This window comes from Nocardia sp. NBC_01327 (assembly GCF_035958815.1).
Taxonomy (GTDB): domain Bacteria; phylum Actinomycetota; class Actinomycetes; order Mycobacteriales; family Mycobacteriaceae; genus Nocardia.
Window position 1 is genome coordinate 7,111,883 of record NZ_CP108383.1, and the last position, 13,681, is coordinate 7,125,563.

Annotated in this window: 14 protein-coding genes; 6 read left to right on the plus strand and 8 right to left on the minus strand. The window is 67.2% G+C overall.

Features of this window, described 5'->3' with window-relative positions; all coding sequences use genetic code 11:
- Nucleotides 1-159 precede the first annotated feature (159 nt).
- A complete protein-coding gene (locus tag OG326_RS32840; protein ID WP_327141002.1) occupies nt 160-663 on the plus strand; it encodes a hypothetical protein in 504 nt (167 codons plus the stop codon).
- Between the two features lie 67 nt (nt 664-730).
- Here OG326_RS32840 and OG326_RS32845 read toward each other — a convergent pair whose 3' ends face one another.
- Together OG326_RS32845 and OG326_RS32850 are read right to left on the minus strand one after the other, a co-directional pair.
- The gene (locus tag OG326_RS32845) at nt 731-1,006 is read right to left on the minus strand and encodes an Lrp/AsnC family transcriptional regulator (protein WP_297609004.1); all 276 of its coding nucleotides are present in this window, start codon (nt 1,004-1,006) and stop codon (nt 731-733) included.
- Nucleotides 1,007-1,240: 234 nt separating this feature from the next.
- Nucleotides 1,241-1,693, minus strand: a complete 453-nt coding sequence (locus OG326_RS32850; RefSeq protein ID WP_327141004.1) for a MarR family winged helix-turn-helix transcriptional regulator — start codon at nt 1,691-1,693, stop codon at nt 1,241-1,243.
- A gap of 89 nt (nt 1,694-1,782) precedes the next feature.
- Here OG326_RS32850 and OG326_RS32855 point away from each other — a divergent pair, with 89 nt between their 5' ends.
- Complete coding sequence (locus tag OG326_RS32855; RefSeq protein ID WP_327141005.1) at nt 1,783-2,631, plus strand: NAD(P)H-binding protein; 849 nt, start codon at nt 1,783-1,785, stop codon at nt 2,629-2,631.
- 145 nt (nt 2,632-2,776) lie between these two features.
- Nucleotides 2,777-3,469, plus strand: coding sequence for a YdcF family protein (locus tag OG326_RS32860; protein WP_327141006.1), 693 nt, complete (start codon nt 2,777-2,779; stop codon nt 3,467-3,469).
- 18 nt (nt 3,470-3,487) lie between these two features.
- Here OG326_RS32860 and OG326_RS32865 read toward each other — a convergent pair whose 3' ends face one another.
- Genes OG326_RS32865 through OG326_RS32885 form a run of 5 tightly spaced genes read right to left on the minus strand, consistent with a single transcriptional unit; the run spans nt 3,488 to nt 8,593 of the window.
- Entirely contained in the window at nt 3,488-3,940 is a 453-nt protein-coding gene (locus tag OG326_RS32865) for a MaoC family dehydratase (protein WP_327141007.1), read from the minus strand.
- A complete protein-coding gene (locus OG326_RS32870; RefSeq protein WP_327141008.1) occupies nt 3,937-5,421 on the minus strand; it encodes a long-chain-fatty-acid--CoA ligase in 1,485 nt (494 codons plus the stop codon). The genes OG326_RS32865 and OG326_RS32870 overlap by 4 nt, the downstream gene beginning before the upstream one ends.
- 29 nt (nt 5,422-5,450) lie before the next feature.
- Nucleotides 5,451-6,608: an acyl-CoA dehydrogenase family protein gene (locus tag OG326_RS32875; RefSeq protein WP_327141009.1), complete on the minus strand. Its 1,158-nt coding sequence runs from the start codon at nt 6,606-6,608 to the stop codon at nt 5,451-5,453.
- A gap of 48 nt (nt 6,609-6,656) precedes the next feature.
- A complete protein-coding gene (gene fabG / locus OG326_RS32880; RefSeq protein ID WP_327141010.1) occupies nt 6,657-7,409 on the minus strand; it encodes a 3-oxoacyl-ACP reductase FabG in 753 nt (250 codons plus the stop codon).
- A 32-nt stretch (nt 7,410-7,441) separates the two neighbouring features.
- Entirely contained in the window at nt 7,442-8,593 is a 1,152-nt protein-coding gene (locus OG326_RS32885; protein ID WP_327141011.1) for an acyl-CoA dehydrogenase family protein, read from the minus strand.
- 128 nt (nt 8,594-8,721) lie between these two features.
- Between OG326_RS32885 and OG326_RS32890 the strand changes: the two genes are divergently transcribed.
- A complete protein-coding gene (locus OG326_RS32890; protein WP_327141012.1) occupies nt 8,722-9,354 on the plus strand; it encodes a TetR/AcrR family transcriptional regulator in 633 nt (210 codons plus the stop codon).
- 14 nt (nt 9,355-9,368) lie between these two features.
- On the opposite strand, the gene OG326_RS32895 is transcribed toward OG326_RS32890, so the two are convergent.
- Nucleotides 9,369-10,625: a PucR family transcriptional regulator gene (locus tag OG326_RS32895; RefSeq protein WP_327141013.1), complete on the minus strand. Its 1,257-nt coding sequence runs from the start codon at nt 10,623-10,625 to the stop codon at nt 9,369-9,371.
- A gap of 240 nt (nt 10,626-10,865) precedes the next feature.
- On the opposite strand from OG326_RS32895, the gene OG326_RS32900 reads away from it, so the two are divergent.
- Both OG326_RS32900 and OG326_RS32905 read left to right on the plus strand, forming a co-directional pair.
- Nucleotides 10,866-12,221 carry a cytochrome P450 gene (locus tag OG326_RS32900; RefSeq protein ID WP_327141015.1) on the plus strand — a complete coding sequence of 452 codons (1,356 nt, stop codon included), beginning with the start codon at nt 10,866-10,868 and terminating at the stop codon, nt 12,219-12,221.
- Nucleotides 12,222-12,239: 18 nt separating this feature from the next.
- Nucleotides 12,240-13,646 carry a wax ester/triacylglycerol synthase family O-acyltransferase gene (locus tag OG326_RS32905; protein ID WP_327141016.1) on the plus strand — a complete coding sequence of 469 codons (1,407 nt, stop codon included), beginning with the start codon at nt 12,240-12,242 and terminating at the stop codon, nt 13,644-13,646.
- Nucleotides 13,647-13,681 lie beyond the last annotated feature (35 nt).

Sequence of the window (13,681 nt, forward strand, 5' to 3'; positions counted from 1 at the left end):
TCCGAAAAAAGACCGAATTGTCGCTTTTCACGCGAGTTCGCAGGCGCCAAAGGTGTGTTGTTTGCTGGTGATACACCAGCGGCGGCGTTACAGTTTCGGCGTTGAGCAGGCGGTTCTCCGCTAGGGTGCGGGCGATCGCCGGACGGACCCAGTGAGGATGTGCGGCATGAAGCGGTACGGATATGCGATATCCGGGCTCGCGGCTGCGGTGCTCGTGACGGCCGCGCCGAGGAACACAGCCCCGGCGAGAGCGCCGAAAAGCCTGCCCTGCTCCTCGACCCCCACGCCCTGATGGCGGGCCCCGCGCATGCGCTTGGAGTCCGGCAGAAGCACGGAATCTCTTGGCGCCGAGGCATTCTCGCGGTCACGGTGGCCGCGCTCGGCGGCGCCCTCCTCGGCGGTGTGCCGGTGAGCGCCGCGCATCCGGTCACGCCGATCGCCCACACCTCGGCACAGGGCATACTGACCGTGGACGACCGCGATTACGGCGACCTCACCGGATGCCTCACCGTCCGCAAGGTGCCCCGCCGACTAGCGGTCACCAACAACACCGACCAAGCGGTCCGCGTCTATCTGCTGCCTGGTTGCCGAGGCGGCGTCACCCGCGTCATCGAGCCCGGCCGCCACGCCTCCCCCCTCGGCGCGGCAGTCCTCGCCAACTGACCGCACGCCTCGGAGGAACTCTCCGGGCGCATCGTTCAGACGAGATTGCCGGGCACGCTACCGGCCGCTATTCGCCGATGGAGAAGCCCTGCTCCACATCCGCGCGCGAGTAGGACTTGAAGGCGATGTGCGTGGTGGTGCGCTCGACCCCGGCCGTCTTGTTGATCCGCCCGGTCACCACCTCCGCGATCTGCTCATGGTCGCGCACCCGCACCACCGCGATCAGATCCACATCCCCGGCGCACGAGTACACCTCGGCAACCCCGTCGATATCGGCCAGTTCCTGCGCGGTCTCCGGAATCCGATCGGACTCGGCAAAGATCAGCACGATCGCGGTAATCATGCGCCCAACTCTAGGTGATCACCCCCGAATCCCCCCGACCCCCGACCGCACACCCCCGCATCAGCACCCCACAGCGCCACTGAGCACTGTCCAGCAGAGACACGCGCTGTTCGGTGCCCAGCACCCGCAGTCGCGTGCCAAACCATCGCCTGCGCCGACCGCACAGCCCGTCTCGATGCCACACAGCGCCGACAGGGGCTGCGCGGCACGACATGCACTGTTCGGTGCGGGCGGTCAGTCCGGCAGAGAAGCGTGGTCGACGGGGGTGCCGAGGAGGTCGGCGGCGGTGTGGTGGATTTTGGCGAGGGCGGACATGAGGTGTTTGCGTTCGGCGGGGGTGAGGGCGGCGGTGACTTTGTCCTCCAGGGCTTTTCGGTCGGCTTCGACGGGTTTCTGGAGGTCGCGGCCCTTATCGGTGAGCCAGAGGCGGACGAGGCGGTTGTCGCGGTCGTCGGGGCGGCGGACGAGCAGGCCGGCGGCGGTCATGCGGGTGGCGGCTTTGACGACGGTCGGGGTGCTGACGTTCAGCGCGGCGGCCATCTCCCCCGGTGTGCGCCCGTCCTGCTCCCAGAGTGCGGCCAGCAGGTGGTTCTGCCCGAGGTGCAGCCCGAGGCGGCGCATATCGCGATCGGCCAAGGCGCGCAGGACTTTCGAGGTGCTGCCATGGAGATCGAGGAAGTCGGACATCAGGCCTCCGGGGTCGGCGGACAACTATTGACCATCGATCGTTAGCCGTCTAGCGTTATTCGATAGACGGCTAACGACTTGGAGCGTTCATGATACTTCTGACAGGTGCGACCGGAAACATCGGCCGCGAACTCACCCGCCAACTAGCCACCGCCGGAGTCGAATACCGAATCCTGGTGCGCGATCCGGCCCGCGCGAGCGACCTTCCGGCACAGGCGCAGCGATACGTCGGCGATCTCGACGATCCGGCCGCCCTCACCACCGCCCTCGACGGCGTCACCGCCCTGTTCCTGCTGGTCCCCGGAGTGGGCATCGACCACACCCGCCACGCGGTGAAGTCCGCACGGGAAGCGGGCGTCGGCCGCATCGTGCTGCTGTCCTCGTTCCACGCCGCCGGCGATCCCGTCCCCGCCATGGGCCGCTGGCATCGCGAACGCGAGCAACTGGTGCAGGCCGGCGGCATTCCGGCCACCATCCTGCGACCGGGCAGCCTGATGAGCAATGCCCTCGAATGGGCCCCCGCGGTCCGCACGGGCGCACCGATTCTCGACCCCTCCGGTCCGGGCCGCTTCGCCCCCGTCGACCCGGCCGATATCGCCGCTGTGGCCGCCCGCATCCTGACCGAACCGCAGCACCGGCCCGCCACCCACGCCCTGACCGGCGCCGAATCCCTCACCTGCGCAGAGCAGGTCGCGATCCTGGCGCGAATCCTCGGCCGCACACTCGAGATTCGCGACGCCGGCACCCCGGAGGAGGCCGTCCGGGCGCGCTTCCCGAACGGCGCCCCGCCCGCCCTCGCCGCCGCGATCGTGCAGTCGTTCACCCAAATGCGCTCCGACACAGTCGGACTGCGCACCGATACCGTCACCGAACTACTCGGCCGCCCGCCCCGCACCTTCGCGCAGTGGTGCGAGGCACACCGCGACGCCTTCGCCTGACCGGACAACCCGGGTCGTCCCAGGTCACGGCCGTGCGGATCTTGATTTCGCCGAATCGTGTACCGGACAGTCATTTTCGGGTGATCATGGATCGAAACTGTGAACCGACTAGTAGCTGCTAGCGTGGCTAACCAGGGGGTTTCCGATGTTCGATCTGCTACCGGCCGTTCCGGTTCTGCGCCACCTCTCCCGAAATACCGCGCGCCTCGCCGTGCGCACCCTGCTCGCGGGCGCCGCGGTCGTCGCGGTGGCCGCCGCCACTGCCACCGCGCACGCCGAACCTGCCGCCGCACCGGCGGATCCAGCGGCATCCATCTCGCAGGGCGCACTGTCCGTCCTGCATTCGGTCACCACGATGATGCCCGGCGTGGACCTCCCGGGCCTCGACCTGCCCGCCATGTTCAGTCCGGCCACCGCCATCGTGGTGCTCGGATACGGTCTGCTGCCGGATGGTTCGATGCGCCCGGAGCTGGTGAACCGCCTCTACGCCGGGTACGTATCGGCATTGCTGTCCCCCGACGCCCCGGTGATCGTCACCGGCGGCAATCCGCAGAACGGCGTCACCGAGGCACAGGCCATGGCGGACTGGCTGACGCAGCGCGGCATCACCCCGCAGCGCATTCACAGTGAGACCCATGCGAATTCGACCGTGCAGAACGCGGCGTTCTCGGCCCAGCTCATGGAGGCGATCGGCGCACACGCCGCCATTCTGATCACCTCGGCCGACCATATCGCCCGGGCCCTCAGCAACTTCCGGTCCGCGGGCATCGCGGTGGTCGCGACCATGACCCCGGACGACTCACCCCTGTCCGCCCAGCCGTTCGGGATAGGCAAATAGCTTCGAGCGTCGATGCCGTCACGCCAGGTAGCGGGCAATGCTTTCCGCTACGCAGGCGGGTTTGGGCTCGCCCTCGATCTCGATGGTGACCGTGCGTTCGCCCTGAACGCCGCCCGGTATATCGGTGATGGAGTTCAGGGTGAAGCGCCCGCGGATGCGGCTGCCCACCGGGACCGGGGTGATGAAGCGAACCTTGTTGAGCCCGTAGTTGATTGCCATGCGCACGAAGCTGGCCTGCATGACCTGCGCGCTCATGGGGACCACCAGCGACAGCGTCAGGAACCCGTGGGCGATGGTGCGCCCGTAGGGTCCGGCGGCGGCCCGTTCCGGATCGACGTGGATCCACTGGTGGTCGCCGGTGGCCTCGGCGAACCGGTCGATGCGCTCCTGGTCGATGAGAATCCAGTCACTGACACCGATTTCGGTCCCGACCGCCGCACGCAATTCGTCGAACGAAGTGAAGTCGATCATGCGAACCGCTCCTTGAGTTCTCGCTTCAAAATCTTATGGGTGGGTCCGAGGGGTAGTTCGGACAGGAATTCGACCCGCCGCGGGTACTTGTAGCGCGCCACATGCTCGCGAGCGAACTCGATGATCTCCTCGGCGGTGACGGGCTCCGCAGGCACCACCACCGCCAGGATCTCCTCGCCGTAATTGTCGTCCGGCACCCCGATCACCGCGACCTGCGCGATCTTGGGATGCCGCAGCAGCGCGGCCTCGACCTCGGTCGGGTAGACGTTGAATCCGCCGCGAATGATCATTTCCTTGATGCGGTCCACAATGCGCAGGTAGTCGCCCTCATCCTTGAAGCCGAGGTCACCGGTGCGGAACCAGCCGTCCACCACGGCTTCCGCCGTCGCTTCGGGCCGCCCGGTGTACCCGCTGAACACATTGTGCCCGCGCACCACGACCTCGCCGACGCTCCCGGTCGGCAGCAGTTCGATGCGATCGTGCACGGCCGGGTCGGCGATCTCGACATCCACACCCCACACCGCATGCCCCACGGTGCCGGCGACCGGTCCGAGCAGTGGCTGATTGACGGTGGCGGTCGGCGAGGTCTCCGAAAGCCCGTAACCCTCCAGCACCTGCGCACCGAACACCCGCTCGAAGTCCTCGAGCACCGAGGGCGGCATGGCCGCACCGCCGCTGATGCACAGCCGCAGCGTCGGCAGTCGTTCCGCCTCGCGCGCGGCTTCCAGCAGGCCGACGTACATGGTCGGCACACCGTGGAAGGTATTGATGTTCTCGGCGTTCATGAGCCGAATCGCCTCGGCCGCCTCGAATCTCGGCAGCAGCACCAGCGTCGCGCCCAGCCGCCAGTGCGAATTCATGGACACCGTCTGCCCGAACACATGGAACAGCGGGAGCGCGCCGAGGGCGATGTCCTCGCGCTTGACCTCATTGGCGTCGAAGGCGTTCACCGTGGCGCACATGACCATATTGAGGTGGCTGAGCTCCGCGCCCTTCGGCCGACCGGTGGTCCCACTGGTGTAGAACACCACCGCGATATCGAGCGGACTGCGCGAGACGAATGTCGGAATCGCTTCGGCGGCCAGCTCTTTCGGATTCACGCAGGGAATCCCCGCGCGCTCGGCGGCCGCCTTGCCCACCGCAGCCACCATGTCGTGACAGATGAGCAATGACGCTCCGCTGTCCCGCAGCACATATTCGGCCTCGTCCGCGGTGAGCAGCAGATGCACCGGCACCACCGTCGCCCCCGCCGCCAGAATGGCGTAGTAGGCACGCGGGAAGTCGGCGGTATTGGGCCCCATGAGCGCGACGCGATCCCCCGGCCGCACACCGAGTTCGATGAGCGCCGCGGCCTGTTCGCGGGCCTGCCGCCACAGGTCGGCGAAGGTGATCCGTTGTGCGCCTTCGATGAGGGCGAGGTGGTCGGGCCGCCGCCGCGCCGGTTCGGCGAGAATGCTGGCCAGGGAGAGCGTCGCGTTCATAGGGACCTCTTGCTGTTCGTAGCGTTGGCCTACAGGCCCATATCCTTGGCGATGATCATCTTCATGACTTCGCTGGTGCCGCCGTAGATCCGGTTGACGCGGTTGTCCGCGTAGAGCCGCGCGATCGGGTACTCGTTGATGAATCCGTAGCCGCCGTGCAGCTGCAGGCAGCGGTCGATAACCCGGGCCGCGACCTCGGTGCAGAACAGCTTGGCGGAGGCGGCATCCGCCGGTGTCAGCGTCCCGGCGTCGAGCGCCTCGAGCCCGCGATCCACCACGGCTTCGGCGGCATCGACTTCGGCCTGGCAGGCGGCCAGCTCGAATTTGGTGTTCTGGAAGCTGGCGACCGGCTGCCCGAACACATTGCGCTGCTGCGTGTATTCCTTGGCGAACTGCACCGCCGCCCGCGCCTGCGCGTACGCGCCGACGGCAATGGACAGCCGCTCCTGCGGCAGGTTGAGCCCGAGGTAGGAGAACCCCTTGTTCTCCTCGCCGAGCAGATCCGCCACCGGCACTTCGACATTCGTGAAGCTGAGTTCGGCGGTGTCGGAGACCTTCAGGCCCAGCTTGTCGAGCTTGCGCCCGACGGTGTAGCCCGGCGACTTGGTGTCCACCATGAACAGCGAGATCCCGTGGCGGCGATCCTCCGCACGAGGCGCGTCGGTGCGCGCGCAGACGATCACCCGGTCGGCAAGCACACCGCCGGTGATGAAGGTCTTGGACCCGTTCAGCACATAGTGCGTGCCGTCCTCGGAAAGCTTTGCGGTGGTGCGCATTCCGGCCAGATCCGAACCGGTGCCGGGCTCGGTCATGGCGATGGCGAACATGGTCTCGCCGCTCACGAAGCCCGGCAGCAGGCGTTCCTTCTGCTCCTGTGTGGCCAGCATCTTCAGATACGGCAGGCACAGACCCACATGCACGCTGGAGCCGCCGAAGGACACCGCGGCGCGCGCGGCCTCCTCGATGATGACGGCCTGGAACTTGAACGATTCGATGCCCGCGCCACCGAATTCCTCGGGCACCTCGATGCCGAAGATGCCGAGTTCGGCCAGCTTGTAATAGAACTCGCGCGGCACGATGCCGGCGTCGAACCATTCGTCGTAGACGGGCGCGACCTCGGATTCGATGAAGGCGCGCACCGTCTTGCGGAAGGATTCATGGTCGGCGTCGAAAACTGTTCTCTGCATTGCACTTTCTCTCTTCGAATCACGATCCGGGGCAGCCCCGGGAGCTGCCTAGAGCTTGCGGCCACCGTCGACGTAGATGGTCTGCCCGGTGACGAAGGAGGCGTCCTCGGAGACGAGGAACGAGACCACATTGGCGATATCCGCGGGCTGCCCGACACGGCGCAGCGGCGTGATCGCGGCGGCCTGGGTCCGGAACTCCTCCGGATCGACGCCGACCCGCGCCGCGGTGGCATCGGTCATATCGGTGACGATGAACCCGGGCGCAACGGCATTCACATTGATGCCGTACGGGCCGAGTTCGATGGCGAGCGTGCGGGTGAAGCCCTGGATGCCCATCTTGGCGGCCGAGTAGTTGGCCTGCCCGCGGCTGCCGAGCGCGGACACGCTGGAGGTGTTCACGATCTTGCCCGACTTCTGCTTGACCATGTACCGCTGCGCGGCCCGGCTGCACAGGAACGCCCCGCGCAGATGCACCGACATCACGGTGTCCCAGTCCTCGACGGACATCTTGAACAGCAGGTTGTCCCGCAGCACCCCGGCATTGTTGACCAGCACGTCGACCGAACCCAGCTCAGCCACAACACGTTCGAACGCGGCGTCGACCGAGGCCTCCTCGGTCACATTGCAGGCCACCGCGATTGCCTTGCCGCCGTCGGCGACGATCGCGTCGACCGCCGTCTTACAGGCGGTTTCGTCGAGGTCGGCAATGACGACGGTGAATCCGTCGGCGGCCAGCCGGGCCGCGGTGGCGGCGCCGATTCCGCGGGCGGCGCCGGTCACGAAGGCAACCTTCGAGGTCATGTGAATCTCCTTGTCCGAGAATGTGATCAGGATCAGACGATGGCGTTCACGCCGGTGAGGGCGCGGCCGATGAGCAGCTTCTGAATCTGGCTGGTGCCCTCGTACAGCGTGAGCACGCGCGCATCACGCAGGTACTTGGCGACCGGGTACTCGTCGATATAGCCGTAGCCGCCGAAGACCTGAATGGCATTGTTGGCGGCCTTGACCGCGGCCTCGCTGGCGAACAGCTTGGCCACCGACGCTTCGGTGCCGAACGGCTTACCGCGCTCCACCAGGTCGGCCACCCGCCAGGCGAGCAGCCGCGCCGCCTCGACCTCGACGGCGATATAGGCGAGCAGCTCCTGCACCAGCTGATACGAGGCGATGGGCTTGCCGAACTGCTCGCGCTCCCGAGCGTATTTCACCGAGGCTTCCAGGCAGCCGCGCGCGACGCCGACACAGCCGGCGGCAACACCCATGCGCCCCTTGTCGAGCGCGCCCATGGCGATCTTGAAGCCCTGGCCCTCGTCGCCGAGCCGGGCCGAATCGGGCACCCGCACCTGCTCCAGCACCAGTTCGGCGGTGGCCTGTCCGCGCAGGCCCAGCTTGCCCTTGATCTCAGTACGGGTGAATCCCGGCGCATCGGTCGGTACCAGGAAGGCGGTGACGCCCCGGGGCCCCGGCCCGCCGGTCCGCGCGAAGAAGATCGCGACATCGGCCCAGGTGCCATTGGTGATGAACATCTTGGTGCCCGACAGCAGCCAATCATCGCCGTCCCGCACGGCTGTGGAGATCAGGCTGCCCGCATCCGATCCGGTACCGGGCTCGGTGAGCGCGAAGCACCCCAGCGCCTCCCCGGAACACAAGCGCGGCAACCATTCTCGCCGCTGCGCCTCGGTCCCGTAGGTCTTGATCGATTTGCCGACCAGCCCGAGCGATACCGAGACGATGCCGCGCACCGAACTGTCCCCGCGCCCGAGTTCCTCGAGCAGCAGGCAGTAATCGAGTGCGGTGCCGCCGGATCCGCCGTACTCCTCGGGAATCTCGATGCCGAGAAATCCCATGGCGCCGAGCTTGCCGACAATGGCCAGGTCCACCGATTCGGCGCGATCCCAGGCGGCGGCGTACGGGACGACCTCTTTGTCCACCCAGGCGCGGGCGACCTCGCGCAGTTCGCGCTGCGATTCGTCGAGCTCGAAGTCCATCGGTCATAGCTCCTAACCGAACGTTGTTAGGTTAATGACCCCGAAGTTATCCTAACGGTGTTCGGTTTTTCAAGGATCAAGTGATAACTTCGAGGTCAGCGGGGTGATCAATCAGGGAGGTGAGTCGAATGGCGCGACCGAAGGTGCCACTGCTGAGCCGGGACCGCATTCGTGACGCCGCCCTGACCCTCATCGACCGCGACGGCCTGGCCGAGCTGTCCATGCGCAAACTCGCCGCCGAACTGGGCGTGCAGGCCGCCTCCCTCTACGGCCACTACCCCACCAAGGACGATGTGCTGGACGAGATCGCCGGCGGCATCATGGCCCGCGTCGACACCTCCGCCTTCGAACACGGCGACTGGCAGCACGGCCTCATGTCCTGGGCCCGCTCCTACCGCCAGGAGTTGGTCGCGCACCCCAACTTCGTCCCCTACCTCGCCGCGGGTCCCGGTAAGCGCGCGGAGAATCTCCGTCACGCCGACGCCGTCCACGGCGGCCTGGTGGGCGCGGGCTGGCCCCCGCGCGATGCCACCATGATCGGCGCCGCCACCCGCTACCTGGTCATGGGCGCGACCATCGGCTCCTTCTCCCAGGGTTTCGTGGACGACGTGCAGGTCTACCGCGATCGCTACCCCCACCTGGAACAGGCCCATCTACTGCGCGCCCGGGCCGACGAAATCGACTCCGAGAGTTTCGAATTGGCCTTGACCGCCTTCGTCGACGGACTCACCGCCCGCTTCCCGGCCCGCACGCCGGAATAGGCGGCTCGCGGCGGTCAGACGCCTTCGCCGAGTTCCGGCGGTTCCGGAGCGGGGTAGAGGCTGTGGATGGTGAGAGCGGCTGCGAGCAAACGGGAATCGTGCGGATCGCTCGGGTCGAGGCCGGTCAGTTCGGCCACCCGGCGCAGGCGGTAGCTGAAGGTATTGGGGTGCACGTGCACCACCGCGGCGGCGGCCTTGCGGTCGGAGCCGTGCCGGATATGGGCGTCCAGGGTGTCGAACAGGTGGGCGTGCCCCAGGATCGGGGCAATGCGTTCGGCCAGTCGGTCCCGGGCGGGCCCGGGGCGGGTGAGCTGATATTCGAGCAGTAGGTCGTCGAGACGGTAGACGCCGGTGCGGCGGCCCAGCAGGCGGGCGAGTTCGGCGAGATCGGTGGTCTGCTGTGCCGCCCTGGGCAGATCGGCGCGGGTGCTGCCCGGGCATTCGGCAATGAAGACATCGACTCCGAACTGTTCGGCGAGGCTGGTCGCCAGGCGCTCGAAGGGAGCCACCCCGATCACGGAGGTGGGACGGGATCGGCTGGGCAGCAGGATGATTCCGTCCGAGCCGTCGAAGGTGTTGAGAGCCGTCGTGCCGATGAGCGAGTACAGGGTCTGCTGGAACTGCCGGATCCGGCGGCGGGTGACCATGGCGTCGGCCACCATGATCAGCGGGCCCGGACGCAGATGCAGGGTGAGGACGTCATAGCGGTCCTCCAGCGCGATATCGGCCCGGGCGGCCAGCTCATCGACGGGTGCGCCGCGCAGCAGGGCCGCGCACAAGGCCCGGCGCGCTTCACGTTCCACGGTGTAGATGGACTGCTCCACGCCGGAGTGAACCTCCGAGATGATGATCGTGATGTGCATGAGCGCCTCGAGGATCCCCTGGCCGACCGCGGCGACGTCGGGCATCTCGTACGGTGCGGCGGTTCGGGCGATCTCGCCCCAGAGGTAGCTGGTGCCGCTGAACAATCCGGTCATGAGCTGGCGCAGCGGAATCCGGTCCTCGGCGTGCCGCTCCACCACCGGCGTGACGTACTGCGCGACCTCCTCGGCCGTGACCATGCGCCCGTCCTCGACGGCACGGATGAACGCCATCGCACCCCCCAGCAGACTGGGCATGACATCGGCGAAATGATCCTCGGGCAGATCCTCCAGGCCGGGAACCGCCGCCAGCGCGGCGTCGAACATGCCCGCGGCGATCTCGGGGAGCCGCGGCGACAGTCGGTCGAAGATGGGCGAGGAATCACCCGAGCGGGCAGCGAGGGCGAACATCTGCCGATTGTTACCGAGAACAGACTCGAGCACCACCGATTGTGTTCGAGATACCAATGCACATGCCCGTGCCTATCTCGCCACGTCGATTTCCGATTTTCCAAGGGGTGCAGTATCTTTCGGTCACATTCCCGAAACATTACTCTCGCGAGACCATATCGGGCAGCCGCGATTGTCACCGAATACAAAGCGATACTTCATCTTTCGCGGTCCACGCCATTCGCGGTTAAGCTCCGATTCGTGCCCCTATCGACATCTCGAATGCTGTCCGTGGACGATCTGCCGGGGCCCAAAGGATGGCCGCTGCTGGGCAATCTGCCGCAGCTGACACCCGCCCGGCTGCACCGCCAATTCGATTCCTGGTGTGACGAATACGGGTTGATGTACCGGGTCCGGATGGCCGGCCAGCGGATCGTGGTGGTGAGCGATCCCGAGCTCAATCGCGAGATCCTGCGCAACCGTCCGGGCGGCTTCCGGCGGCAGTCGTCCATCGAGTCGGTCATGGACGAGATGGGGTCCAACGGACTGTTCTCCCTGGAGGGCGAGGCCTGGCGCCGCCGCCGCAAGCTGGCCATGCCCGCCTTCAATGCCACCCACCTGCGCGGCTTCCAGCCCAGCCTGGAGGCCATTACCGAACGCCTGCGGCAACGCTGGGAAGACCGCTCGCCCGATGATGTGCGCGCCGAATTGACCCGCTACACAGTCGATGTCACCGCCAAGCTGACCTTCGACTACGACATCAACACCCTCGAGCAGTCCGGCGATGTGATCCAGCGCCATCTGGAGTTGATCTTCCCCATCCTGAATCGGCGACTCGGCATGCCGTTCCCGTACTGGCGCTATGTCAAGCTGCCCGACGACCGGGCCCTGGACCGGGCGCTGGCGGCGCTGCGGCAGGATCTGACCGCGGTCATCGCCCGCGCCCGCACGAATCTCCCCGAGCAGCCCACGAATTTCATCGAGGCCCTGCTGCTGGCGCAGGACGGCGGCGAGTTCACCGATGCGGAGCTGTTCGCCGAGGCCCTCACGATTCTCATCGCGGGCCAGGACACCACCAGCAATGCCATGGCCTGGCTGCTCTACCACCTGGCCGGGAATCCCGCGGCGCAGCAGCGCATTCGGGAGGAGGTCGCTCAGATTCCCTCGGTCCTGGATCGGCAGCCGTATCTGGAGGCGGTCGCGGCGGAATCCATGCGACTGCAGCCCACCACTCCCCTGCTCGCCATGGAGGCGATCGAGGACACCACGATCGACGGAGTGTCGGTCCCGGCCGGAACCTGGGTGATCGTCAATGTCCGGCATGCCGGGTTGCAAGCGCAGAACTTCAGCGCACCACTGACTTTCGATCCCGACCGCTGGCTGCGTGAGGGCCCGGGCAATCACCGGCCCGATACCGCCCTGCCCTTCGGCTCCGGTCCCCGGTTCTGCCCGGGGCGCGGGCTGGCCATGCTCGAGATCAAGAGCGTCACCAGCATGGTGTGCCGCAATTTCGACCTCAGCCTGCCGCCGGATGCCGAACCGCCCAGTGACCGTTTCCATTTCGCCGTCATCCCGACCGGCATGCGAGTGAACGTCACTCCCCGCACCGTCCCCTGACCACGAAAGAGGCCTCGCATGGCGATCAAGCGGCTCTCCGCGACCGACGGCATCTGGCTGTCCCTGGAATCCCCCGAAATGCCGATGCATATCGGATTCCTGCTCGAATTCACCGTCCCGGACGGCGACGCGGCCCTGTTCGTGCGGCGCTGGCGCGCACAGGTTGTCGCGCCGATGGCCGTCCCGCCGCCGTGGAATCTGGTGCCGGTCGGCGGTCCGCTGACCCGGCTGGTGGCCCTCATGCGGGAAACCGCCGAGGTCGATCCGGCCGACCACATTCGCACCTGGCAGCTCACTCGCCCCGGCGACCGCCGGGAACTCACCGATCTGGCCGCGCGTATCCACCGCGAGCAATTGAATATGACCCGGCCGCCGTGGGAGATTCATCTGGTCGAGGGCCTGGCGGCGGACCGCTTCGCCCTCATTCTCAAGGTGCATCACAGCCTGTTCGACGGCGCCACGATCATGCGGCTGTTCACCGACACCTTCTCGGCGGATCCGGCCGATCGCGATACACCGCACCTGTTCAGCATCGGACGCGTGAATCCGGCTGCGCCGGAGCGGGTTCCGGGCACGGGACGGGTCCGGGCACTGCTCGCGACGCTGCGGGGCCTGCTCGATCTGCTGCGCGGCATCGGTGCGGCGGCCCGCGACGCCGTGCGCCGTGCCCGGGGCAAGACCACGGCCCAGCGGGCCTACCGGCAACCGGCATCGATCTTCGACGGCCCGATCACCGGCCGCCGCGATCTCTCGCTGCGCCGCTACGAGCTCGGCCGATTCAAACGGCTGGCCAGGGCGGCGGACTGCACGATCAACGACATCGTGCTGTACCTGGTCGGCACGGCACTGCGCACCTATCTCACCGCAAACGCGGAACTGCCGGACCGCCCCCTCACCGCGGGTGTCCCGGTGGACCTGCGCGAGGGTGATGACGATCGAGTCGGCACCCGCGCGGGCATGATGTTCACCGCCCTCGCCACCGATATCGCCGACCCGGCGGAACGCCTCGCCGCGGTCCGCGCGTCCATCCGCGAGGCGAAGCAGGAAATGGCGGCCATGCCGCCGAATACCGTGATCGGCTACGGCCTGGCCGTCACCCTGCCGTGGATCATGGGTCTCACCTGGGGCCGCACCGATACCCCGGCCTCCCATCCGATGGGCATCTCCAATGTGCCCGGACCGCGGAATCCGCTGTACTGGAACGGCGCCCGACTCGAGTCGCTCTACCCGATCTCGCTGCTGATGCACGGCAACCCGTTCAATGTCACCTGCCTCGGCTACCTCGACGCACTGCATTTCGGCGTATTGGGCGCCGCCGACAAGCTGCCCCCGATGGAATACCTGACGGGCGCTCTGGATGCCGCCCTCGACGAACTGACCGGACTGCTGCTGCCCGAGGAGTACACCCTGCCGTCGGCGGGATGAGCCGAAAGCAGAGCGCTCCCGGTCCTTTCCGGACC

Excerpts from the sequence above, each read along its gene's own strand:
- OG326_RS32845 (WP_297609004.1), bottom strand. The coding sequence starts at position 1,006 with ATGATTACCGCGATCGTGCTGATCTTTGCCGAGTCCGATCGGATTCCG.
- OG326_RS32850 (WP_327141004.1), bottom strand. The coding sequence starts at position 1,693 with ATGTCCGACTTCCTCGATCTCCATGGCAGCACCTCGAAAGTCCTGCGC.
- OG326_RS32855 (WP_327141005.1), top strand. The coding sequence starts at position 1,783 with ATGATACTTCTGACAGGTGCGACCGGAAACATCGGCCGCGAACTCACC.
- OG326_RS32860 (WP_327141006.1), top strand. The coding sequence starts at position 2,777 with ATGTTCGATCTGCTACCGGCCGTTCCGGTTCTGCGCCACCTCTCCCGA.
- OG326_RS32865 (WP_327141007.1), bottom strand. The coding sequence starts at position 3,940 with ATGATCGACTTCACTTCGTTCGACGAATTGCGTGCGGCGGTCGGGACC.
- OG326_RS32870 (WP_327141008.1), bottom strand. The coding sequence starts at position 5,421 with ATGAACGCGACGCTCTCCCTGGCCAGCATTCTCGCCGAACCGGCGCGG.
- OG326_RS32875 (WP_327141009.1), bottom strand. The coding sequence starts at position 6,608 with ATGCAGAGAACAGTTTTCGACGCCGACCATGAATCCTTCCGCAAGACG.
- fabG (WP_327141010.1), bottom strand. The coding sequence starts at position 7,409 with ATGACCTCGAAGGTTGCCTTCGTGACCGGCGCCGCCCGCGGAATCGGC.
- OG326_RS32885 (WP_327141011.1), bottom strand. The coding sequence starts at position 8,593 with ATGGACTTCGAGCTCGACGAATCGCAGCGCGAACTGCGCGAGGTCGCC.
- OG326_RS32890 (WP_327141012.1), top strand. The coding sequence starts at position 8,722 with ATGGCGCGACCGAAGGTGCCACTGCTGAGCCGGGACCGCATTCGTGAC.
- OG326_RS32895 (WP_327141013.1), bottom strand. The coding sequence starts at position 10,625 with ATGTTCGCCCTCGCTGCCCGCTCGGGTGATTCCTCGCCCATCTTCGAC.
- OG326_RS32905 (WP_327141016.1), top strand. The coding sequence starts at position 12,240 with ATGGCGATCAAGCGGCTCTCCGCGACCGACGGCATCTGGCTGTCCCTG.